The following is a 23,118-nucleotide window of genomic DNA, read 5'->3' on the forward strand; positions in this document are numbered from 1 at the left end:
CGGCGCGCCGGTCCCGCCCCGCCGGACACGGCGGTGGACCGCGGAGTTCCGCGGCGGCCCGTTCCGGGGGCCGACGGCCGCCGGGGCGCTCGCCGTACTCACCGAGCCGCAGCCGGAGGTGCCGGCCGGCTACGCGTCGGGGCCGGTACGGCCGGCTCGGCTCGGCCGAGTCGCGTGCCGGAACCGGACCAGCACGGCGACCGCCCGGACGACGAACAGCACCGGCCCGAGGACCAGCCCCGCGTGCATCAGCGACCTCTCCACCACACGCGGCAGGTCGAAGAGCCACGCCGGACCGGCGACCGCCCCGAGCACCACCGCCGCGGCGAACGCGGCGCTGCACAGCGCGTACCCGATCTCGACGGTGATCGCGTCCCGTTCGGCCTGTGTACGCCGTCCCCCGTGAGTCTCCATGGCCGCATCAGACAGGCGTGCGCCCGGCGGAGCAAGCAGGCCCCGCCGGGCGCATCTCGGAGACGTCCTCCGGTCGCGGGCCGGCACCCGTCTGCTGGTCGCGGGCCGGCACCCGCCCACCGGCCGTGGGCCGGTAGCGGCCGGCTGGTCGCGGGCCGGCACCCGTCCGCTGGTCGCGGAGCGGTACCCCTGCGGTCGGGGAACCGCTACCCGTCTGCTGGTCGCGGGCCGGCACCCGCCCACCGGCCGTGGGCCGGTAGCGGGCGGCTGGTCGCGGGCCGGCACCCGTCCGCTGGTCGCGGAGCGGTACCCCTGCGGTCGGGGAACCGCTACCCGTCGGCTGGTCGCGGAGCGGCACCCGCTCACCGGCCGCGGACCGGCCTCGCCCGCTAGTCGCGGACCGGCACCTGTTCCGCTGCCGCCTCCGTCCCCGCCGCCGTCTCCCGCACCGCGGACCGGGCGACCACGACCGTCCGCCCCGCACGCTGCGTCCGCAGCCCCGACAGGGCGATCAGCAGACCGGCGACGGCGATGCCCGTGACCACGATCAGACCCGGCCGGTAGCTGTCCAGGACGGCCTGCGGGGTGGGGTCCGCCGGGGCGCCCGCCGTCACCACCGCCGTCACCACGGCGAGGAATATCGCGCCGCCGACCTGCACGGACGTGTTGAGCAGACCGGAGACCATGCCCTGCTCGTGGTCCTCGACGCCGTTGGTGGCCTGGATGTTGAGCGAGGGGAAGACCAGCGCGCAGGCCGCGCCGATCAGCAGCATGCTGGGCAGCACGGCGACCGCGTAGACCGGGTCGAGGTCGACGCCGAGGAAGAGCGCGTAGCCGACGACCATGAGCGCGAAGCCGACCGCGAGGAGGCGCTGGGTGCCGAACCGGTCCACGAACGAGCCCACGCTCGTGGAGGACAGCGCCACCAGCGCGCCCGCCGGCAGGAAGGCGAGCGCCGTGTGCAGCGCGGACCAGCCGAGCAGGGACTGCATGTACAGGGTGACCAGGAACTGGAAACCGACGTAGGAGCCGAAGAAGGTCATGGCGCCGAGCTGGGCCCGGACCTGGGTGCCGGAGCGCAGCACGCCGAGCCGGACCAGCGGTCCGGGCGAGCGCCGCTCGATCGCGACGAACACCGTCAGCAGGACGGCGACCGCGAGGAACGACAGCAGGGTGCGGGCGGAGGTCCAGCCGGCCTCCGGGGCCTGCACGACGGTGAGGACCAGCAGCAGCATCGAGGCGGTGCCGACGACGGCGCCGGGGACGTCGTAGCCGTCGTGGTCGCGTTCGCGGGTGCCGCGCGGCAGCAGCCTCAGGCCCGCGACCAGGGCCATGAGGGCGATCGGCGCGGGCAGCAGCATGGTCAGACGCCAACTGGCCGCGGTGAGCAGGCCGGAGAGGACCAGGCCCATCGAGAAGCCGGTCGCGGCGCAGGTGGTGTAGAGGGACAGGGCGCGGTTGCGCAGCGGGCCCTCGGGGAACGTCGTCGTGATGATCGACAGGCCGGCGGGGGCGGTGAAGGCCGCGCTCAGGCCCTTGACGAACCGGCTGGCGATCAGCAGCGGGCCGGAGTCGACGAGGCCGCCGAGCAGCGAGGCGAGGGCGAACACCCCCAGGGCCACCAGGAACACCTGGCGCCGGCCGAGCAGGTCGGCGGTCCGTCCGCCGAGCAGCAGCAGGCCGCCGTAGCCGAGGATGTAGCCGCTGACGACCCACTGCAGGGCCGAGGTGGACAGGCCGAGGTCGGCACCGATGGACGGCAGAGCGACGCCGACCATCGACACGTCCAGCGCGTCGAGGAACATCGCTGCGCACAGCACCAGCAGGGTGCCCCAGAGGCGTGGGGTCCAGCGTCCCTCGGACGCCGGGGTGGTGAGCGGAGAGGTCATGCCGCCGACAGTACATGCGTATGCATTGATTGCAAGTGCATTTGATGACGCTGCAATAAATTCCCTTCTCTGCTACGGTGCGGTCATGGCGGCGAAGAAGGCCGAGCAGGCACTGGTCGAGCAATGGCGCGACATCCTGGCCCTGCACGCGCGCACGCAGTGCGAGATAGACCGCGCACTGCACCAACACCACCTGTGCGCCAGCGACTTCGAGGTGCTCGACGTGCTCGCCGTCGGCACCGGGGACTGTGCCCTGCGCGTGCAGGAGATCTCCGAGCGGGTCCACCTCAGCCAGAGCGCGCTGTCCCGGCTGGTCGCCCGGCTGGAGAAGGACGGTCTGGTGGAGCGCGCCATGTGCCCCGAGGACCGGCGCGGCGTCCGCGTGGCGCTCACCGCGAAGGGCCGCGCCCTGCACGGCGAGGCACTGCCCGTGCAGCGGGCGGTGCTGTCCCGGATGCTGACGGACTGACCCGGACGCTGGCGGACTGACCCGCGCCGCGGGGGCGGGCGTCAGCCCCAGACGATCCCGGACCTCTCCCGCCACAGCTCCGCCAGCGCGGCATCCCCCTGGACCTCGGGGAACGGCCCCCGGTTCCACAGCGCGAGGTACAGCGGTACGGCCGGCCCGCCAAGTTCGCAGTCGGCGGCACCGGCGTCGCCCGGCTCGGTCACCGGCGGTTCCGCGGACAGCCGTACGGTCCACACCGCGTCGCCGGTGTCGGTCGCCCGCACCCGCAGCACCCGGGGCTCCTCGGTGCGCACGGCGCTCTTGCGGCGGGCGTGGAAACCGCGCAGCAGCTCGTCGATGCCGTCCACCGCGAAATCGCGGGCGATCTCCGCGTGCGCGCCGCCGCGCGCGGACTCCGCGTCGACGCGGTGCACGGTCGTCTCGTGCGCCTGGCGCCGCGCCCAGCCGGCGAGCGGGGACGGGGCGGGCAGCACCTGCCAGCACCGCACGTCGGGCGGGGCGGCGGCGAGGGTGTCGACCAGCCCGCGGTGGCTCTCCCGGTACCAGGCCAGCAGGTCGTCGCCGTCCAGGCCGGGCAGTTCCTCGCCGGGCCGGAACGAGGTCAGCGCCTGGGCGACGAAGGCGGCCGCCCAGCGGTGCACCATGCCGGTGTGCCGCAGCAGGTCCCCGACCTGCCAGTCCGGGCAGGTCGGCACCTCGGCGCCGGTCCCGGCCTCGGCGGCGGCCGCGGCGAGCAACCGGCCCTCGCGGTCGAGGGTGTCGAGGAAGTCGGCGGTCTGCATGCGGCAGAGTCTGCCGCATGCGGGGCGGTCGAAGGAAAGGGGATTCCGGCCCTCGGACGCCGCTGGTCAGTCCCCGGCCGCCTTGCGGGTGGCGAACCCGATCACCGCCGCGAGGCCCGCCAGCGCCGCCACGCTCGTCAGCGCGGCCGGCAGCGAGAACCACTCGGCCATGAACCCGATGGCGGGCGGCCCGAGCAGCATCCCGCCGTACCCGAGCGTCGAGGCGGTGGCGACGCCGCCGGGACCGGCGAGCGCGCCCGCGCGTTCGACGGCCACCGGGAAGAGGTTGGCGAGACCGAGGCCGGCGACCGCGAACCCGACGAGCACGGCCCACACGGCGTCCGCCAGTGAGCCGACCAGCATGCCGGCCGCCGCGGTCGCGCCGCCGGCGACCACGGTACGGGTGCGGCCGAGGCGTTCGAGCAGCGCGGTCCCGGTCAGCCGGCCGACGGTCATGGCGAGGGCGAAGCAGGTGTAGCCCACGGCCGCCACGCCCGGCGAGGCGTGCAGGTCCTGCTCCAGGTGCAGGGCGCCCCAGTCGGCCAGGGCGCCTTCGCCGTAGGCCGTGCACAGGGCGATCAGGCCGAAGACGGCCACCAGGCCCCGGGTCCGGGGACCGGTGCCGCGCTGCGCCCCGGCGGCCTGCGGGATCCGCTCCGGCGGGACCGGCGGCTCGTGGCGCAGCAGCGTCGGCCCGGCCGCGGCGGTGACCAGCAGGCCGACGACGGTCAGCCCGAGCAGGTGCCAGGTGGGCGAGAGGGATCCCGCGACCAGCGCGCCGAGCCCCGCTCCGGCCATCCCGCCGAGGCTGAAGGCGGCGTGGAAGCTGGGCATCACCGGGCGCCGCAGGGCGGTGACGAGGTCGACGGCGGCGCTGTTGAAGGCGACGTTGATGCCGCCGTAGGCCGCGCCGAAGAACAGCAGGACGGCGCCGAGGGCCGGTGCGGAGTGGGTGAGGGGCGGCAGCGCGACGCTGAGGGAGAGCAGGACCGCGCAGACCACGGTCACCGGGTGGCTGCCGAAGCGGCGGCACAGGCGACCGGTGACGGTCATCGTGACGACCGCGCCGGCGGAGACGCAGAGCAGCGCGAGCCCGAGGGTGCCGGCGGAGGCGCCGGTCTGTTCCTTGATCGCGGGGATGCGGACGACCCAGCCCGCGAAGATGAAGCCGTCGAGGGCGAAGAAAGTGGTCAGGACGGCCCGGAGACGGGTGAGGTTGTCGTTGCCCGGCACGGCGTTGTGCGAACGGGCTTTGTTTATCTGCGGCACAAAAGGGAGGTTAGGTCGATGCCGTGGGACGGGGCAAGGGGTCGCTCCGGGGGCCGGCCCGGGTCGTGGACGGCCGGATGGGCTGCCGCCCCCGTCAATCCCGTTGACTGGCAACGGAATTGAGGATGCCGGCCGCGACGGCCGCCGCCCCGCCGGGGGGTAGGGGAACGGTCCGTGGCCACCGGGTGAATGGCCGGATCTGCGGTGTGGTAAGCATATGAGCGCCACCTAGCTCGAAAGATAGGCCCCGTGACTCTCAACGACGACTCGTTCACCAACTGGAAGAACCGCGAAGAGATCGCGGAGTCGATGATTCCGATCATCGGGAAGCTGCACCGCGAACGGGACGTCACCGTCCTGCTGCACAGCCGCTCCTTGGTGAACACGTCGGTCATCAGCATCCTCAAAGCCCACCGGTTCGCCCGCCAGATCGCCGGCGCCGAGCTCTCGGTCACCGAGACGATGCCCTTCCTCCAGGCGCTCACCACCCTCGACCTCGGTCCCTCCCAGATCGACATCGGCATGCTCGCCGCCACGTACCCGGCCGACGACCGGGGCCTGAGCGTCGAGGAGTTCACCGCCGAGGCGGTCGCCGGGGCCACCGGCGCGGACCGGACCGAGCGTCGCGCACCGCGCGACGTCGTCCTCTACGGCTTCGGCCGCATCGGCCGCCTGGTCGCCCGGCTGCTGATCGAGAAGGCCGGCTCCGGCAACGGCCTGCGGCTGCGCGCCATCGTCGTCCGGGGCGGCGGCGGACGGGCCGACGAGGACCTCGTCAAGCGCGCCTCGCTGCTGCGCCGCGACTCCATCCACGGCCAGTTCCAGGGCACGATCACCGTGGACGAGGCGACCAGCACGATCGTCGCCAACGGCAACGAGATCAAGGTGATCTACTCCGACGACCCGATGTCGGTGGACTACACGGCGTACGGCATCAGCGACGCCATCCTCATCGACAACACCGGCAAGTGGCGCGACCGCGAGGGCCTGTCCAGGCACCTGCGGCCGGGCATCGCCAAGGTCGTGCTCACCGCGCCCGGCAAGGGTGACGTGCCGAACATCGTGCACGGCGTCAACCACGAGACGCTCAAACCGGACGAGACCGTCCTGTCCTGCGCGTCCTGCACCACCAACGCGATCGTCCCGCCGCTGAAGGCGATGGACGACGAGTTCGGCGTGGTGCGCGGGCACGTGGAGACCGTCCACTCGTTCACCAACGACCAGAACCTGCTGGACAACTACCACAAGGCCGACCGCCGGGGCCGCTCCGCGCCGCTGAACATGGTCATCACCGAGACCGGCGCCGCCTCCGCCGTCGCCAAGGCGCTGCCCGGCCTCCAGGCGAAGATCACCGGCAGCTCGATCCGCGTGCCCGTGCCGGATGTCTCGATCGCCATCCTCAACCTCCAGCTCGCCCGCGAGACCACCCGCGAGGAAGTCCTCGACCACCTCCGCGAGGTGTCGCTGACCTCGCCGCTGAAGCGCCAGATCGACTTCATCACCGCCCCCGACGCGGTCTCCAGCGACTTCATCGGCTCGCGCCACGCCTCGATCGTCGACGCCGGCGCCACCAAGGTCGAGGGCGACAACGCCATCCTCTACCTCTGGTACGACAACGAGTTCGGCTACTCCTGCCAGGTCGTCCGGGTCGTCCAGTACGTCTCCGGCGTGGAGTACCCGACGTATCCGGCGCCGGTGGCCTGACCCGGCGACCGGTGTCCTCCGGCGGCCGCCGCGACGCCCGGACCGCGTTCACCCGCGGTCCGGGCGTCGCCGGTCGCTCAGGACACCCGCGGCAGTCCCGGTCCGGCACACCGCACGTCCGCCGCCGGGACCGCGCCGCCGACCAGGTACGCGGCCACCGTACCGTCCACGCACGCGTTCCCCCGGCTCGCGAACACGCCGTGCGCGTAGTCGTTCTCCAGCGTCACCAGCCGTGAGCCGGGCAGGACCCGGCGCAGCTCACGCGCCCCCGCGGCCGGCGTGAGCGGACCGTGCGCCGAGGCCACCAGGAGCAGCGGCGGCGCGCCGGGGCCGCCCAGCGGGGTGCGGCGGGCGGGGCGGTACCGCCAGTAGGCGCGGGCCGATGCCTCCAGGCCGGTGAGGACCGGCCGGGGATCGATGCGGCGGGTGCGGCGGAGGTCCGCGAGGACGCGGCCCGGTGTGGGCCCGGGCCCGTCGGCGCACGTGACGACCCGGTTCGCCGCCTCGCAGTTGCGCGAGGACGCGCTGCCGAAGGGGGATGCGGGACGCAGCCCCGCCACCGTGCCCTCCCGCGGGCAGGCGCGCAGACCGTCGGCGAGCCCCGCCCACCGCTCGGTGCGGCCCAGGGCGCGGTACACCGCCCGGTCGAACTCCGCCGCACCGAAGCCCTCCACCGGACGCGCCGCCACCCCGCGCCGCACCCGCAGACCGGCCGCGCGGACGCCGGCCGGACCACCGCCCGGTCCGAAACGGTCCGCGTGCGCGGCCGTCCACGCGAAGCAGAGGTCCCGCTGCCGCAGCAGCGCACGGCTCTGGACGGCGTCGAAGGCGTACCGACTCCACGGGCCCACCACACTGTCCAGGACCATCCGGCCCACCCGGTGCGGATGCAGGGCCGCGTACGCCGCGCCCAGCCGACTGCCGTACGAGACCCCCGGGGAGTTCGTCACCGGCTCGCCGAGCGGGGTCCGGATCGCGTCCATGTCGTGCGCGGTCCGTTCGGTGGTTCAGGTACGGCAGCGCGCCGCCCGCGCCCGCCGCGCAGTCGTCCGCCAGGTCCCGCAGTGAGTCGAGGTAGGCCCGTTCCGCCGCCGGGCCCACCGGCACCGGATCCGCGGCCGGGCTGTCGAAGAGGCCGCCCATCGGGCCGCACGCGACGGGCGCGCCGAGGCCGACACCGCGCGGGTCGAAGCCGGCCACGTCGTACGAACGCCGCACGCGCTCCGGCGGTTTCGCCCGTTTCGTCACCGCGCACGGCAGCCCGGAGCCGCCCGGTCCGCCCGGGTCGGCCAGCAGGGCGCCGCGCCGTTCGGCGGGTGTGCCCGAGGCGGGGACGCGGGAGACGGCTGTCCCGACGCGCCGCCCGCGCGGGCGGTCCCGGTCCAGGGGCGCGGTCGCGCGACCGCACTCGACGCGGTCCGGGGCGGCGGGGCCGGTACCGAGGCGGGGCGGCGGCCGAAGCGGAGGGCGGAGGCGGCCACGGCGTGCGCGGACCCCGCCGGGGCGGCGGGGGAGAGGGCGCGGCGCCGGCCGCGAGGGCGCACAACAGGGCGGTGCGGCGGGAGGGATGAAGCACCAGGCGCTCCGAACGACTGTCAAATGATCAGATGACAATGGGATTCATTGTCGCTACTGTGGCCTGCGCACAACCCGGCGCCCGCCCCGAGCGGGCCCGCCGGGCTGCCCCGACGTCTGAAGAACCCGTCCGAAAAGGGGAGTTGTGGGTCATCTGCTGGTGGTCGAGAGCTGGGTCGGCTCGATGAGCAGGCTGCTGCCGCGTGCGATCCGGGAAGGCGGTCACGAGTTCACCTTCCTCACCCGTGACCTGCACCACTATCTGCGCTCCGCGCCGGAGGGCACGGCCCACCCGCTGCTGGGCGCCCGCAACGTCGTCACCGCCGACACCAACGACCCCGAGGCCCTGCTGCCCGAGGTCGAACGGCTGCACGCGGTGCTGGGCTTCGACGGCGTGCTCACGTCCTGCGACTACTACCTGCCGGTGGCGGCCCGGATCGCCGGCCGCCTCGGGCTGCCCGGGCCGGGCCCGGAGGCGGTGGGGAACGCCTGCCGCAAGGACGCCACCCGCCGCGTCCTCGCCGGTGCCGGGGTGCCCCAGCCGCGCTTCGCCGTCCACGGGGAGTGGGCGGACATCGCCCGCGCCGCGAAGGAGATCGGCTACCCGCTGGTCGTCAAGCCCGTCGACCTGTGCGCCGGCATGTACGTCCGGCGGGTGGACGACGAGGCCGAGCTGGCGACCGCCTGCCGGGCCCTGGCCGGCTTCCCGGTCAACGCCCGCGGACAGCGCCGGGCGCCGGTCGTGCTCCTGGAGGAACTGCTGGACGGCCCCGAGGTGAGCGTCGAAACCGTTTCGCACGCGGGCGCCGTGCACGTCGTCGGCGTCACCGACAAGAGCCTCGGCGGGGCGCCCGCCTTCATCGAGACCGGCCACATGTTCCCGGCCGCGCTCACCCCCGCCGACGCCGAGGCCGCCGAACAGACCGCGCTGCGCGCCCTGAAGGCGCTCGGGCTGACCGAGGGCGTGGTCGCGCACACCGAGATCAGGCTGACCTCCGCCGGGCCGCGGGTCGTCGAGGTCAACCCGCGCCCCGCGGGCAACCGCATCACCGAACTGGTCCGCCACGTCACCGGCATCGACCTCGCCGCCGCCTTCGTCGACGTCGCCCTCGGCCGCGCCCCCGACCTGCGCCGCACCGACACCGGCCTGCGCAGCGCCGCCATCGGCTTCCTCCTGCCGCACACCGCGGGCACCCTCGAAGCCCTCGACGGCACCGCCCTCGAGGACGCCCCCGACGTGCTGGAGGTACAGCTCACCGCACCCGGTACGCAGGTGAAGGCGGCCGGCAGCAACAACGAGTACCTCGGACACGTCATGGCCGGCGACCCCGGTGGCCCCGGCGCCCGCGACCGTGTCGAGGCCCTGCTCGCCGGGGTGCGCACCGGGCTGGTGATCCGATGACCCTCGACACGGCGGCATACCGCACCCTCGCCGACCTCGTCGCCCGCGTCCGGGCCGGGGCGCTCGGCCCGGACCCCGCCACCCGGCGGATCGCGGTCGCCTTCACCACCCGGCAGGCCGTACGGCACACCGGGCGCGGCACCGGCTACCGCAACGAGGTGCTCAGCCTGCGCCTGGCCGAGGCCGTCGGCTCCTGCGCCGTCGAACCCGGAACGCTGCCCGAGACCGCGCTCGACGACTGCGTCGGCGCGGACGTCGCCCGGCTGCTCGGCCACCCGCTGCTCCCGGTGCGGGTGGCGGCCCTCGACGCCTACCTGGCGCACGTCGCCCCGCACGCTCCGCAACACGGGGCGGAGCCGGTGCGGCTGCCCGCCGGGTCCTCGCTGGCGAAGTCGCGGGCCCGCGCGCGTGCCGTGACCGAACTGCTCGACCTGCCGGCCGGGGCCACCGTCCTGGTCGTCGGCGTCGTCAACTCGCTGCTGGAGGCGCTGCGTGCGCGCGGTCTGGGCTACCTGCCCTGCGACCTCAAGGGCGGGGTCACCGAGTGGGACGAGCCCGTCGCCACCGACGCCCTCGCCGCCGCCGAGCGCTGCGACGCGCTGCTCGTCTCCGGTATGACACTGGGCAACGGCACCTTCGACCCGTTGCGCCGGCACGCGCTGCGGCACGGCAAGCAGCTGGTGATGTTCGCCCAGACCGGCAGCGCCGTGCTGCCCCGCTTCCTCGGGCAGGGCGTGAGCGCCGTGTGCGCGGAGCCGTACCCCTTCTTCTGGCTGGACGGCGGGCCCGGCGTCATCCACCGCTACCGCGAGGACGTGCGATGACCACCACCGCCGTACGCGCCCCGGCGCGCCCCGAACTGCTCGACCTCCTCGGCCGTACCCCCGTCGTCCGGATCGGCGCCGAACTGCCCGGACCGCACCCCGGCTTCTGGGCCAAGCTCGAAGGGCTCGCGGCGGGCGGGATGAAGGCGCGGGCCGCGCTGTCCATGCTGCTCGGCGCCCGCGAGCGCGGCGAGCTGCGGCCCGGCGCGCCGGTCGTGGAGTCGACGTCCGGCACGCTCGGCCTCGGCCTCGCCTTCGCCGGACAAACCCTCGGCCACCCCGTGGTGCTGGTCGGCGACCGGGAACTGGAGCCGTCCATGCGGCAGTTGCTGTGCGCCCACGGCGTGCGGCTGGACATCGTCGACCGGCCCGCCCCGCGCGGCGGCTGGCAGGCGGCCCGCCTCACCCGGCTGCGCGAACTGCTCGCCGACCTGCCCGGAGCCTACTGGCCGGACCAGTACAACAACCCCGACAACACCGCCGGCTACGCCTCCCTCGCCGCCGAACTCGCCGCCCAGCTCGACCATCTGGACATCCTGGTGTGCAGCGTCGGCACCGGCGGGCACAGCGCCGGACTCGTCGGCCCGCTGCGCCGGCACTGGCCCGGCCTGCGGCTGATCGGCGTCGACGCGACCGGCTCCACCATCTTCGGCCAGCCCGCCAGACCCCGGCTGATGCGCGGCCTCGGCAGCAGCATCCACCCCCGCAACGTCGCCTACGACGCCTTCGACGAGGTGCACTGGGTCGGGCCCGCCGAGGCCGTGGACAGCTGCCGCCGGCTCGCCCGCAGCGCCTTCGTCACCGGCGGCTGGAGCACCGGCGCGGTCGCGCGCGTCTCCGCCTGGGCGGCCCGCGTGCACCCCGGCGCGGTGGTCGCCACCGTCTTCCCCGACGGCCCGCACCGCTACCTCGGCACCGTCTACGACGACGACTTCACCACCGCGCACGGCATCGACCCCGCCACCGCGGCCCGCCGCCCCGTCGAGATCCCGCACCCGCGCGCCGCCGAGGCCACCGGATGGGTGCGCTGCACCCGTGTCACCGACCCGCTCGACCTCCCGGAAGTCCACCGGTGAAGGCCACTCGACGCACCGTGCGGCTCGACCTCGCCGAGCCGCTGCGCATCTCCCGCTCCACCATGTCCGCACGCGACGCCGTGTGGCTGACCGTCGAACACGACGGGCTGTCCGGCCACGGAGAGGCCGTCAGCAGCGTGTACCACGGTCTCGACGCCGACACCCTCGCCCGCCTCCTCGACGCCGTCGGCCTGCACCGCTTCGCCGACCCCGAGACCGCCCTGGAGGCACTGCGGGCCGGGCAGCTGGCCGGTGACACGGCGGCCGCCGTCACCGCCGCCGTCGAGTCGGCCCTCCTGGACCTGGTCGGCAAGCGGGCGGGCACCCCCGTGCACCGCCTCCTCGGCGCGCCCCGCGCGCCCGTGGCCGCCACCGCCCGCACCATCGGCATCTGCGCACCCGGGCACGCCGCCGCCCAGGCCCGGCGCCTGACCGCCGCCGGTTTCACCCTCCTGAAGGTCAAGGCCGGCACACCCGACCCCGCGGACGACGTCGAGCGGGTCCGCGCCGTCCGCGCCGCCGCGCCCGGCGCCCGGCTGCTCCTGGACCCCAACGGGGCCTGGACGCCCGGGCAGGCCCCCGCGCTGCTCGCCGCGTTCGCCGGCCTCGGCGTCGAAGCCGTCGAACAGCCCCTCGCCCCCGGCGACCCCGAGGCGCTCGGCGCGCTCGCCACGCGCTCTCCGCTGCCGGTGATCGCCGACGAGGACGCCGTCGGCCTCGACGACGCCCGCCGCCTCGCCGGACGGGTGCACGGGGTCAACGTCAAACTCGCCAAGTGCGGCGGCGTCCACGCGGCCCTGCGCATCGCCGACGCCCTCCAGGGCAGCGGCACCGCGCTGATGCTCGGCTGCCTCACCGCCAGCACCCTCGGCCTCGCCCCCGCCGTGCACCTGGCCGACCGTGCCCGCTGGGCCGACCTCGACGGCCATCTGCTGCTCGCGCACGACCCGTGGACCGGGATCGGCGGCACCGACGGCCACGTCCGCGCGGGCGACCGTCCCGGACTGGGCGTGACGGAGGTGGCGCCGTGAGGACCTGGCACGAGATACGCACGTTCCCGCTCGCCGTGCGCCTGCTGCTGGTCAACCAGCTCGGCGTCAACACCGGCTTCTACCTGCTCATCCCCTACCTCGCCACCCACCTCACCGAGAACCTCGGCATGTCGGCGGCCGTCGTCGGCATCGTCCTCGGCGTGCGCAACCTCAGCCAGCAGGGCCTGTTCGTGATCGGCGGCTCCGCCTCCGACCGGCTGGGCGCCCGGGGCGTGATCATCGCCGGGTGCGCGCTGCGGACCGTCGGGTTCGGGCTGTTCGCGCTCGGCGACGCACTGCCGGTGCTGCTCGCCGCGTCCGTGCTGAGCGGACTGGCCGGGGCTCTGTTCAACCCGGCCGTCCGAGCCTACCTGGCGCAGGAGTCGGGGGAGCGCAAGGCGGAGGCGTTCGCGCTGTTCAACGTGTTCGCCACGACCGGCGCGCTGCTCGGCCCCCTGCTCGGCAGCCTGCTCCTGCTCGTCGACTTCCGCACGTCGGCGCTGACCGCCGCCGCGATCTTCGCGGTGCTCACGGTCGCGCAGGCCCTGGTCCTGCCCGCGCGCCCGGTCGAGCCGGGCGAGGGCGGGTTCCTCGCCGACTGGCGGGAGACCCTCGGCAACCGGGCGTTCCTGGCGTTCTCCCTGGCCATGGTCGGCCTGTTCACCCTGGAGAACCAGCTCTACCTGCTGCTGCCGGCCGGCGCCCGCCAGGCCACCGGCTGGGACGGCGCGGCCGGACTGGTCTTCCTCGCCGGCACCCTGGTCAACCTCACCCTGCAACTGCGCCTCACCCGCGCCCTCAAGCGGCGCGGCAGCCGGGCCCGCTGGATCTGCGCCGGCCTGCTGCTGACGGGCCTGGCGTTCCTGCCGCCGGCCACCGTGGCGGGCAGCACCTCCAGCGGGCTCCTGGACGCCGTCCCCGTGCTGCTCGGCGCCCTGCTGCTCTACACCGGTCTCATGATCGCCTCGCCGTTCGTCATGGAACTGGTCCCCGCCTTCGGCCGCCCCGAGCTGACCGGCACCTACTACGGGATCTTCTACGTCGTCTCCGGCGTCGCCGCCGCCCTCGGCAACACCGTCGTGGGCTGGGCCATGGACACCGGGCAGGGCGGCGCGCGCTGGCTGCCCTGGGCGTGCTGCGTCCTGTTCGGACTGGCCTCCGCGCTCGGCGTTGCCCTGCTGCACCGCCGCGACGCGCTGCCCACCCCGCCGCGGGCCGCCGTACCGGCCCGGGCCTGAAGGAGCCGCATGACCACCCCCGCCAACCTCCTCACCGACCACCCCGAGCTGTACGAGGCCCGCTTCCCCGACCCGGAACGGCTGGCCGGCCGCTGGACCGAGGACTGCCTGCGGCGGTACGGCGCCGGACCCCGCGTGCTGGACCTGGGCTGCGGCACCGGGCGCGACGCCGCCCATCTGCACAGCGCCGGGCGCCGGGTGACCGGCGCGGACCTCTCCGCGGCGATGCTCGCGCACGCCCGCGCGCACCACCCCGGACCCGCGTACGTCCGTGCCGACCTGCACGGGTTCGACCTGGGCCGGGGCGCCTTCGACGCGGTGGTGTGCTTGGACAGCGCGCTGCTGTACTGCCACACCAACGACCAGCTCGACGGCTGCCTGACCTCCTGCCGCCGGGCCCTCGCCCCGGGCGGCCTGCTGGTCGCCGAGATGCGCAACGGCGCCTACTTCCTGGGCCGGACGGACCTGCTCGACACGCCGAAGACCGACACCTTCCGCCTGCGGGGCACGGAGTACCGCGCCACCACCACCCTCACCGTGGACCGCACGGCCCAGCTCCTGCGCCGGGTCCGGACCTGGACCGCGGACGACGGATCGGCGCCCGTGGCGCAGCGGTCGGCCTGGCGGCTGCTGTTCCCGCAGGAGCTGCGGCACCTGCTGGCCGCGCACGGCTTCGAGGTACTGGAACTGCACGACGGACCCGGGCCGCGCACCGAACCCCCGTGGCGGGAGGGCCGGCCGCCCGGCACGGCCACCGACGCCGACCGGTTGCACCTGGTCGCACGCCGCACCACCGCCACCCACTGACCCGTCCCTCCGCCCCAAGGAACCCTCATGCGCACCCTGCACGACGACCGCCTCCCCGGCCTGCGCCGGCGCGGCTTCCTCGCCGCCACCGGCGCCGCCTCCCTCGGCACGCTCGCCCTCACCGGCTGCGGCTCCCCCGACGCCCCCGGCCCGGGCGAGGGCGACGGCACCCCCCGGCGCGGCGGGCGGCTGCGGGCCGCCTTCGCCGGCGGCGGTGCCGGCGAGACCCTCGACCCGCACCTGGCCAACCTCTTCGTCGACGTCGCCCGCGCCAAGGCGCTGTTCGACAAACTCGCCGACTACGGGCCCGGCCTGGCCGCCGAGCCGCGGCTCGCCGCCGGATGGGAGGCGAACACGGCCATGGACCGCTGGCGGGTCACCCTGCGCGAGGCCGCCTTCCACGACGGCAAGCCGGTCACCGCCGCCGACGTGCTGCACAGCTACCGCCGGATCGCCGACCCCCGGCAGGCGTTCCGCGCCAAGGCGTCGCTGGAGCCCATCGACCTCGACGCCAGCCGCGCCACCGGCCCGCGCAGCATCGAGTTCGTGCTCAAACGGCCCACCGCCGAATTCCCCAACGTGCTCGCCGCGTTCGGCGCGTACGTCGTGCCCGAGCACGCCACCCGCCCCGACCGCGACCCGGTCGGCTCCGGCCCGTTCCGGTTCGTCTCCTTCGCCCCCGGCCGCTCCGCCGTCGTCCGCCGCCACGACGACTACTGGGACGGCGCCCCCTACCTCGACGAACTGGAGTTCGTCGTCGCCAACGAGGAGTCCGCCCGCGTCAACGCCCTGCTCGCCGGCCAGGTCGAGTACGCCCACGAACTGAACCCGACCACCGCCCGCGCGCACGAGAACCAGGGTCAGATCGACATCGTCCGGCTGCGCAACAGCGCCATGCAGGCCTTCGCCATGAAGACCGACCGGCCGCCCTTCGACGACCGGCGGGTCCGGCAGGCGTTCTTCCTCATCGCCGACCGGGGCGAACTCGTCGAGGGCGCGCTGTCCGGCGCCGGCGAGATCGGCAACGACCTGTTCGGCAAGGGCTACGAGTACTACGCCGACGGGCTCCCGCAGCGGGAACAGGACCTCGGCAGGGCCCGCGCCCTGCTCAGGCAGGCCGGCGCCGACGACCTGAGGGTGACCCTCGACACCTCGGCCGTGGCCGCCGGGTTCACCGAGGCCGCGAGCATCTTCCGCGACCAGGCGCGGAAGGCGGGCGTCACCGTGCAGGTGCGGACCGGCAGCAAGGACTCCTACTGGAGCGACATCCTCGACTCCGGCACCCTCGCCTGCTACCGCTCCGGAGCCATGCCCATCGAGGCCCACCTCTCCCAGCGGCTGCTCACCGACTCCACCACCAACGCCACCCAGTGGCGGCACCGGGACTTCGACGCGCTCTACCGGCAGGCCCAGTCCACCCGCGACAAGGCGGAACGGGCGGCGGTGTACCAGCGGATGCAGCGCCGCCTGCACAGCGAGGGCGGCTTCCTGGTGTGGGGCTTCGCCGACTGGATCATCGGCACGGCCCGCACGGTGCGGGGCGTCGAGCGGGACGCGCCCGCCAACACCCTGGACTGGGCCCGCTTCGACAAGGTGTGGCTCGGGTGAGCGGACTGCGCTCCTTCGTCGCCCGGCGGCTGCTCCTCGGCGTCGCGCAGACCGCGGCCGTGGTGCTGCTGGTCTTCGCGCTCACCGAGGCGCTGCCGGGCGACGCCGCGGTCGCCCTGGCCGGTGACCAGCCCGACCCGGCGCGGATCGCCGTGATCCGCGAGACCCTGCGCCTGGACCGGCCGGCCCACGAACGGCTGGCCGACTGGGTGGCGGGGCTGGCGCACGGCGACTTCGGCACCTCCCTCACCTCCGGCCGCCCGGTCGGCGGGTACCTCGCGGACGGCTTCGGCCCCACCCTGCTGCTGGCCGGGCTCACCCTCGTGCTGCTGGTGCCGCTCGGCTTCGGCCTCGGGGTGCTGGCGGCACGGCACGCGGGACGGCCGGTCGACCGGCTGGTCAGCTCGGTGACGCTCGCGGTGTACGCGGTCCCCGAGTTCGCGCTGGGCGTGCTGCTGGTCAGCGTGGTGTCGCTGCGGCTGGGCTGGCTGCCGCCGACCGCCGTCGGCTACGGCACCGACCTGCTCGCCCACCCGGCCGCGCTGGTCCTGCCCGTGCTGGTGCTGCTGTCCCGGCCGGTGTGCTCGCTGACCCGGCTGGTCCGGGCCGGCATGATCGACGCCCTGGCGGCGCCGTACGCGGTGCACGCCCGCCGCTACGGCGTCTCCGGCGCCCGCGTCCGCTACGCCCACGCCCTGCCCAACGCCCTCGCCCCGGCCGTGCAGCAACTCGCCCGCACCGTCGACTGGCTGCTGTGCGGGGTCATCGTGGTGGAGGCCCTCTTCGTGATCCCCGGCCTGGGCACCGTCCTGCTCGACGCCGTCGCCGAACGGGACGTGCCGGTCGTGCAGGGGCTCGCGGTGGTGTTCGGCGTGCTGACCGTCGTCCTCAACCTGGGCGCCGACCTGATCGCCCACCGGGTCGCACCGCGCGCGGGGGTGGCCGCATGAGATCCAGGTTCCTGCTCGGCGGGGTCATCGCCGGCGTTCCCCTCGTCCTCGCCCTGCTGGGGCCGCTGTTCGCCGGCGCGCCGGACCCGCGCGCCCGCTCCTTCACGCTCGGGGACGGGCACTGGCTCGGTACCGACTTCGTCGGGCGGGACGTCTGGCAGCAGGTGCTGCACGGCGGCCGCCCGGTGGTGCTGACCGCGCTCGCGGCGACGGCCCTGGCGTACGCCGTCGCCGTGCCGCTCGGCCTGCTTGCCGCGCTCACCCGGCGGCGGCTGCTGGAGGACCTGCTGATGCGGCCCCTGGACGTGCTGCTCGCCGTGCCGTCGCTGCTGCTGATCCTGCTGGTGGCCTCGGTGTTCGAGCCCGGTACGGCCGGGCTGGCGCTGCTCGTGGCCGTGGTCAACGTCCCGGACGCGGCCAGGATCGTCCGCGCCGCCGCCGCGGAGGCCGCCGCCCGGCCCGCCGTCGAGGCGCTGCGGATGCAGGGCGAGACCTGGTGGCGGACGGCCGTGGGCTACGTCGGCCGGTCCGCGCTGCGCACCCTCGCCGCCGACGCCGGCGTCCGGCTCACCGGCGTGCTCTACCTGGTCGCGACGGCCGCCTTCCTCGGCGTCGGGGTCGCACCGGACGCCGCCGACTGGGCGGTCATGGTGGACCGCAACCGCACCGGCCTCGCCGTGCAGCCCTGGGCGGTCGTGCTGCCCGCCCTGCTGATCGTCGCCCTGACCACGGGCGCCAACCTGCTCTTCGACGCCGCGCTGGACAGACGCGGCCCGGCAAAGGACCGACGCCCGTGAACGACCTGCCGAACCGTCCCGAACCCGTCGCGGAGATCACCGGCCTGCGCGTCGAGATCGACGGCCGGGCCGTCGTCGACGGCGTCAGCCTGCGGGTCCTGCCCGGCCGGGTGACCGCCCTGGTCGGCGCCTCGGGCAGCGGGAAGACCACGACCGGGCTCGCGCTGCTGGGGCAGTACCCGCCGGGCGCCCGGGTCACCGGTGCGGTACGGGCACCGGCGGCCGTCGGACATGTGCCCCAGCATCCGGCGACCGTGCTCAACCCGGCCCGCCGGGTGTCGGCGCTGCTGGACGACATCGCCCGCCGGCGGGTACGGGAGCTGCCGCGCCGGGAGCGGAGGGCGGCGGCCCGCGCGCACGTCCTGCGCGCCCTGGCCGACGCGCAGCTGCCCGACGGCGCGGCGCTGCTCGGCCGCTTCCCGCACCAGCTGTCCGGCGGCCAGCAGCAGCGCGTCGTCCTCGCGCAGGCGCTGCTGCTGGGCGCCCGGGTCGTCGTCGCCGACGAGCCCACCACCGGCCAGGACCCGCTCACCAAGAGCCGGATCGTCGACGAACTCAAGGCGGTCGCGGCCCGGGGGATCGCGGTGGTCCTGCTCAGTCACGACCTCGACGTGGTGCGCGCGCTCGCCGACGACGTGCTGGTGCTGCGCGCCGGGCGGGTCGTGGAGTCCGGCCCGCCGGAGCGGCTGTGGCACGCCCCGCGGCACGCGTGGACGCGCCGGCTGCTGCGCACGCGGACGCCGGTGGCCGGTGGCGGCGTTCCGGCAGCGCGGGAGAGCGTGCTGCGGGTGCGGGAGCTGACGGCGTTTCACCGCGACGGCGGCCGGCGCGGTACGACGGCGGCCGTGCGGGTGCCCGAACTCGGTCTCGGTGCGGGCGAATGCCTGGCCGTCGTGGGCCGTTCCGGCAGCGGCAAGACCACCCTGGCCCGCTGCCTGGCCGGCCTGCACCGCGACCACGACGGCGAGATCCTGCTCGACGGCCGGGCGCTGCCGCGCAGTCTGCGCGAGCGCGACCGGGCGCAGCTGGCCGCGGTGCAGTACGTCTTCCAGGACGCCCACGCCGCCTTCGACGCCTACCGGCCCGTCCTGGACCAGGTCGCCCGCACCGCCGTCCGCCTGCGCGGCGCGGACGAGCGGACCGCCCGGGCGCGGGCCCTGGACACGCTCGCCCGCCTCGGTCTCCCCGCGGACCTGGCCGGCCGCCGCCCCGCCCGGCTCTCCGGCGGCGAACTCCAGCGCGCCGCCCTCGCCCGCGCCCTGCTCGCCCGCCCCCGCGTCCTGATCTGCGACGAAGTCACCTCGGGCCTGGACACGGTCACCCGCCGGGGCATCCTCGACGTTCTCGCCGGACTGCTCCGCGACGGCGACGGCCTGTCCCTCGTCCTGATCACCCACGACCTGGACACCGCCCGCCTGGCCCACCGCGTCGCCGTCCTGGACGCCGGGGAACTGGTCGAGCTGGGATCGGCCGGCCATGTACTCGACGCGCCCCGGCACCCCTTTACCGTGTCCCTCATGGAGACCACCAAGCGGCCGGCCGGGACTTGACGGAGCGTGGCCGCGGACCGGCCCGGGCCGGGGCCCTTCACCGGCGGGCCACCCGCCGTACCCCACGGCCGTCACCTCCCGGGCAACCAGTCAAGTGGCGCAGCACGTTGTTAATCCGGACGGTGGTGTGGCGTCAACTCGCGCAGCGGTGGCCGTTGCCTGCGGCTCGGAGCCTCGCGAGCATGACAACGACCTCGTACCGAGCCGGACTGTCACGAGCCGCCGCGGCCACCGCCGCCACCCTGGCCCTGCTGGCCGCCCCTTCGGCCCAGGCCGCCGACGCCGAGCCGGGCCTGCCCCTGGGCGACGCCGACCTGGCGGAGACCCGCACCAGCCAGTCCCTGGCCGACGGCGTCACCCTCACCCGTATCGTCCGGGGCACCGAGCCCGCTCCGGCCGACGAGATCAACACCACCACCCGCGGCCCCTGGGTGGTCAACGTGCTGACCATCGACCCCCGCAAGGCCCGCGGCCACCTGGACACCACCTACGGCCCCGACCTCGCCCGCACCGAGAAGACCACCGACCTGGTCCGCACCACCGGCGCGCTCGTGGGCGTCAACGCCTCCTTCTTCACCTTCACCGCCAACACCCAGTACCCGGGTGACCCGGTCGGGCTCGGACTGTACGGTGGCAAGCTGCTCAGCGAGCCGACCAGCGACCCCGCCGAGGTCAACTTCGTGGTGGACTCCCGCAGCGACCGCGTCGTCATGGGCAAGCTGAGCTGGTCCGGCAGCGCGCGCAACCGCGCGACGGGGGCGAGCCTGCCGCTGGAGTTCCTCAACCACCCGCCGGTCGTCCCCGCCGGCTGCGCCACCCTGCCGGACCAGACCGCGTGCACCCGGCCCGGTGACGTCGTCCGCTTCACGCCCGAGTTCGCCGCGTCCACCCCGTCCGGCGCCGGTGTCGAGGTGGTCCTGGACCGGCGGGGCTGCGTGGTGCGCACCTCGGCGACCCGGGGCACCGCGCTGACCGCCGGCCAGACGTCCCTCCAGGCGACCGGGCGTGAGGCGGCCGCCCTGGTCCGGGTGGCGGCCGGCGGCTGCCTGCACACCACCTCCGTCCTCGTCGACGAGAAGGGCGACCGGGTCCCGGTGCACCAGCACCTGCACGGCGTCAACGGCCGGTACCGGCTGACGGCCGGCGGCCAGGTCGTGGTACCGGACGGCACGGGCAGCTTCTTCGCCCGCAACCCGCGCACCGTCGGCGGCACCACGGAGGACGGCGAGATCGTCCTCGCGACCATCGACGGCCGGATGACCGGCAGCGTCGGCACCACCCTGGACGAGACCGCCGCCGTCGCGCAGGCGCTGGGCCTGCACGACGCGGTCAACCTGGACGGTGGCGGCTCCACGGCCATGTCCGTCCGGGGCGAGCTGGTGAACAAGCCGAGCGGCACCACCGAGCGGTTCGTGGGCGACGCGCTGGTCTACCGCGACTGACCCGGAGCGCCGCAACGGCGACCGGCCGGCCCCGGGCCGGCCGGTCAGCCGAGGGCCTTGTCCAGGTTGAACGCCGCACTGATCAGCGCCAGATGGGTGAACGCCTGCGGGAAGTTGCCCTGCTGCTCGCCGGTGTGGCTGATCTCCTCGGCGTACAGGCCGAGATGGTTGGCGTAGGTGAGCATCTTCTCGAACGCCAGCCGGGCCTCGTCCACCCGCCCGGCGTGCACCATCGCCTCGACGTACCAGAACGAGCAGATCGAGAACGTGCCCTCGTCACCACGCAGCCCGTCGGGGCTGGCCACCGGGTCGTAGCGGTAGACCAGCGAGTCGGAGACCAGGTCGTGGGTGAGGGCGTCCAGCGTGGACAGCCACTTGGGGTCGGTGGGCGCGATGAACTTCGTCAGCGGCATCATCAGCACCGCCGCGTCGAGCACCTCGTCGTCCTCGTGCTGGACGAACGCCTGCCGCCGCTCGGACCAGCCGCGAGTCATGATCCGCCGGTAGATCGTGTCGCGGACGCCCCGCCACCGGACGATGTCCGCGGGCAGGCCGCGCCGGTTGGCCATCCGGATGGCCCGCTCGATCGCCACCCAGCACATCAGCCGCGAATAGAGGAAGTTCTTGCGGCCGCCGCGGGTCTCCCAGATGCCCTCGTCCGGCTGGTCCCAGTGCTCGCACACCCAGTCGACCAGCGCGCACACGTCGTCCCACTGGGCGCTGGAGATCGGCTGCGCCCACTTGTCGTACAGGTAGATGGAGTCGATGAGCGCGCCGTAGATGTCGAGCTGGAGCTGCTCGGCGGCGGCGTTGCCGATCCGCACCGGCGTCGACCCCTCGTGCCCTTCGAGGTGGGCCAGCTCCCGCTCGGTCAGGTCGGTGCGGCCGTCGATGCCGTACATGATCTGCAGCGGGCCGGAGGGCTTGCCGTCACCCGGGCTGATGTGCCGGGTCACGAACTGCATGAACTCGGCCGCCTCGCTGGTGAAGCCCAGCCGCAGCAGCGCGTACACGCAGAAGGCGGCGTCGCGCACCCAGACGTACCGGTAGTCCCAGTTGCGTTCGCCGCCCAGCTGCTCGGGCAGGCTGGTGGTCGGCGCGGCCACGATCGCGCCGGTGGGCGCGTAGGTGAGCAGCTTCAGGGTGAGCGCGGAGCGGTGCACCATCTCCCGCCAGCGGCCCCGGTACTTGGAGGCGGACAGCCAGCGCCGCCAGTACGCCACCGTCGCCGCGAACTGCTCCTCCGCCTCCTGGCCGGGGCAGCAGCGCGGTGTCACGTCGCCGCCGACCTGGTCCAGCGCGAACACCGCCGACTCGCCCTCGGCGAGCTTGAAGTCGGCGTGCGCGTCGAGCCCGTCGGCCTCCAGAGGCACCGTGGCGGTCAGCGCCAGCGACAGCTCGCTGGACTCGAACACCGCCACGTCGCCGGCCATGCGCGCGGTGTGCGGCCGGGCGCCGTAGTCGAAGCGGGGTGCCACGCGCGCGCGGAACGGGATCGAACCGCGGACGCACAGCACCCGGCGGATCAGCCGGTGCCGGGCCACCTCGTCCCGCTCCCCGCTGATCGGCATGAAGTCCTGCACCTCGCCGACGCCGTCCTCGGTGAAGAACCGGGTGATCAGGACGTTGGTGTCGGGGAAGTAGAACTGCTTGGTCTTCGCCGGGACGGCCGCCGCCAGCTCGAAGCTGCCGCCCCGCTCCGCGTCCAGGATCGACGCGAAGACGCTCGGCGCGTCGAACGCCGGGCAGCAGTACCAGTCGATCGTGCCGTCGGTGCCCACCAGGGCGACACTGCGCAGGTCGCCGATCAGCCCGTGTTCGGCGATCGGCAGGTACCGGGGGCGCCCGGACGCCCCGCCGTTCGGTGTTCCGTCCATCGCCGCCTCCCAGATGGCCGCTTCAGCGCGCTTCCAGCTTAGGCGGCATCGAACAGGCGGACGGCGGAACGCGAAGATCCGGTGGATCAGGGGTGTGCGGGGTGCGCGGGCGGCCGTCCGGGAGCGGTGGGGCCCCGAGCGCGGCTGCGCCGGCACGCTGCCGCGCCGGAGCGATGAGGTCTTCTGGGACGCTGCCGCTCCGAATGTCGGTGCGGCTCCGCAGACCACGGCCGCCGGGAAGCGGCGGGCCGCCCTCAGACCGCGATCACCGCCACCCCCGCCCCCTCGAACCGCCGCACCGTCTCCTCGTCCGCCGCCGTGGCCGCTCGTCCGGCGCGGCTCCTCCGGCGCCCCGCCGCCGTGGCCGCTCGTCCGGCGCGGCTTCTCCGGCGTCCCGCCGCCGTGGCCGCTCGT

Annotated in this window: 19 protein-coding genes; 13 read left to right on the plus strand and 6 right to left on the minus strand. The window is 74.8% G+C overall.

Features of this window, described 5'->3' with window-relative positions; genetic code table 11:
• Positions 1 to 129 precede the first annotated feature (129 nt).
• Together ACFF45_RS14440 and ACFF45_RS14445 are read right to left on the minus strand one after the other, a co-directional pair.
• Positions 130 to 414: a DUF6332 family protein gene (locus tag ACFF45_RS14440; RefSeq protein WP_381346308.1), complete on the minus strand. Its 285-nt coding sequence runs from the start codon at positions 412 to 414 to the stop codon at positions 130 to 132.
• Positions 415 to 803: 389 nt separating this feature from the next.
• On the minus strand, positions 804 to 2,303 hold the full coding sequence (locus ACFF45_RS14445; protein WP_381346310.1) for an MFS transporter: 1,500 nt from the start codon (positions 2,301 to 2,303) through the stop codon (positions 804 to 806).
• A gap of 85 nt (positions 2,304 to 2,388) precedes the next feature.
• On the opposite strand from ACFF45_RS14445, the gene ACFF45_RS14450 reads away from it, so the two are divergent.
• Complete coding sequence (locus ACFF45_RS14450) at positions 2,389 to 2,772, plus strand: MarR family winged helix-turn-helix transcriptional regulator (RefSeq protein ID WP_381346311.1); 384 nt, start codon at positions 2,389 to 2,391, stop codon at positions 2,770 to 2,772.
• A 41-nt stretch (positions 2,773 to 2,813) separates the two neighbouring features.
• Here the strand turns inward: ACFF45_RS14450 and ACFF45_RS14455 are convergent, their stop codons facing one another.
• Positions 2,814 to 3,554, minus strand: coding sequence for a maleylpyruvate isomerase family mycothiol-dependent enzyme (locus tag ACFF45_RS14455; protein WP_381346313.1), 741 nt, complete (start codon positions 3,552 to 3,554; stop codon positions 2,814 to 2,816).
• A gap of 66 nt (positions 3,555 to 3,620) precedes the next feature.
• Positions 3,621 to 4,787, minus strand: coding sequence for an MFS transporter (locus ACFF45_RS14460; RefSeq protein ID WP_381346413.1), 1,167 nt, complete (start codon positions 4,785 to 4,787; stop codon positions 3,621 to 3,623).
• Positions 4,788 to 5,072: 285 nt separating this feature from the next.
• Between ACFF45_RS14460 and ACFF45_RS14465 the strand changes: the two genes are divergently transcribed.
• Positions 5,073 to 6,527, plus strand: coding sequence for a glyceraldehyde-3-phosphate dehydrogenase (locus tag ACFF45_RS14465; protein WP_381346314.1), 1,455 nt, complete (start codon positions 5,073 to 5,075; stop codon positions 6,525 to 6,527).
• A 77-nt stretch (positions 6,528 to 6,604) separates the two neighbouring features.
• Here ACFF45_RS14465 and ACFF45_RS14470 read toward each other — a convergent pair whose 3' ends face one another.
• The gene (locus ACFF45_RS14470; RefSeq protein ID WP_381346315.1) at positions 6,605 to 7,510 is read right to left on the minus strand and encodes an alpha/beta hydrolase; all 906 of its coding nucleotides are present in this window, start codon (positions 7,508 to 7,510) and stop codon (positions 6,605 to 6,607) included.
• Between the two features lie 737 nt (positions 7,511 to 8,247).
• Between ACFF45_RS14470 and ACFF45_RS14475 the strand changes: the two genes are divergently transcribed.
• The 11 genes from ACFF45_RS14475 (at position 8,248) to ACFF45_RS14525 (ending at position 20,827) form a co-directional block, all read left to right on the plus strand.
• Positions 8,248 to 9,504 carry an ATP-grasp domain-containing protein gene (locus ACFF45_RS14475; protein ID WP_381346316.1) on the plus strand — a complete coding sequence of 419 codons (1,257 nt, stop codon included), beginning with the start codon at positions 8,248 to 8,250 and terminating at the stop codon, positions 9,502 to 9,504.
• Positions 9,501 to 10,328: a Rossmann-like domain-containing protein gene (locus ACFF45_RS14480; RefSeq protein WP_381346318.1), complete on the plus strand. Its 828-nt coding sequence runs from the start codon at positions 9,501 to 9,503 to the stop codon at positions 10,326 to 10,328. The genes ACFF45_RS14475 and ACFF45_RS14480 overlap by 4 nt, the downstream gene beginning before the upstream one ends.
• Positions 10,325 to 11,404, plus strand: coding sequence for a PLP-dependent cysteine synthase family protein (locus ACFF45_RS14485; protein WP_381346319.1), 1,080 nt, complete (start codon positions 10,325 to 10,327; stop codon positions 11,402 to 11,404). Before ACFF45_RS14480 ends, ACFF45_RS14485 begins: the two co-directional genes overlap by 4 nt.
• Positions 11,401 to 12,435, plus strand: coding sequence for a dipeptide epimerase (locus ACFF45_RS14490; RefSeq protein ID WP_381346321.1), 1,035 nt, complete (start codon positions 11,401 to 11,403; stop codon positions 12,433 to 12,435). The genes ACFF45_RS14485 and ACFF45_RS14490 overlap by 4 nt, the downstream gene beginning before the upstream one ends.
• Positions 12,432 to 13,673 carry an MFS transporter gene (locus ACFF45_RS14495; protein WP_381346322.1) on the plus strand — a complete coding sequence of 414 codons (1,242 nt, stop codon included), beginning with the start codon at positions 12,432 to 12,434 and terminating at the stop codon, positions 13,671 to 13,673. Before ACFF45_RS14490 ends, ACFF45_RS14495 begins: the two co-directional genes overlap by 4 nt.
• A 9-nt stretch (positions 13,674 to 13,682) precedes the next feature.
• Positions 13,683 to 14,480 carry a class I SAM-dependent DNA methyltransferase gene (locus tag ACFF45_RS14500; RefSeq protein WP_381346324.1) on the plus strand — a complete coding sequence of 266 codons (798 nt, stop codon included), beginning with the start codon at positions 13,683 to 13,685 and terminating at the stop codon, positions 14,478 to 14,480.
• Between the two features lie 27 nt (positions 14,481 to 14,507).
• A complete protein-coding gene (locus ACFF45_RS14505; RefSeq protein ID WP_381346325.1) occupies positions 14,508 to 16,088 on the plus strand; it encodes an ABC transporter substrate-binding protein in 1,581 nt (526 codons plus the stop codon).
• Positions 16,085 to 17,038 (plus strand): ABC transporter permease, encoded by a 954-nt coding sequence (locus ACFF45_RS14510; protein WP_381346327.1) that lies wholly within the window; start codon positions 16,085 to 16,087, stop codon positions 17,036 to 17,038. Before ACFF45_RS14505 ends, ACFF45_RS14510 begins: the two co-directional genes overlap by 4 nt.
• Entirely contained in the window at positions 17,035 to 17,835 is an 801-nt protein-coding gene (locus ACFF45_RS14515; protein WP_381346329.1) for an ABC transporter permease, read from the plus strand. Before ACFF45_RS14510 ends, ACFF45_RS14515 begins: the two co-directional genes overlap by 4 nt.
• Complete coding sequence (locus ACFF45_RS14520; RefSeq protein WP_381346331.1) at positions 17,832 to 19,385, plus strand: ABC transporter ATP-binding protein; 1,554 nt, start codon at positions 17,832 to 17,834, stop codon at positions 19,383 to 19,385. Before ACFF45_RS14515 ends, ACFF45_RS14520 begins: the two co-directional genes overlap by 4 nt.
• Before the next feature lie 182 nt (positions 19,386 to 19,567).
• A complete protein-coding gene (locus tag ACFF45_RS14525) occupies positions 19,568 to 20,827 on the plus strand; it encodes a phosphodiester glycosidase family protein (protein ID WP_381346333.1) in 1,260 nt (419 codons plus the stop codon).
• 44 nt (positions 20,828 to 20,871) lie between these two features.
• On the opposite strand, the gene ACFF45_RS14530 is transcribed toward ACFF45_RS14525, so the two are convergent.
• The gene (locus ACFF45_RS14530; RefSeq protein WP_381346334.1) at positions 20,872 to 22,704 is read right to left on the minus strand and encodes a glycoside hydrolase family 15 protein; all 1,833 of its coding nucleotides are present in this window, start codon (positions 22,702 to 22,704) and stop codon (positions 20,872 to 20,874) included.
• Positions 22,705 to 23,118: the final 414 nt, after the last annotated feature.

This window comes from Streptomyces cinereospinus (assembly GCF_042430725.1).
Taxonomy (GTDB): domain Bacteria; phylum Actinomycetota; class Actinomycetes; order Streptomycetales; family Streptomycetaceae; genus Streptomyces; species Streptomyces cinereospinus.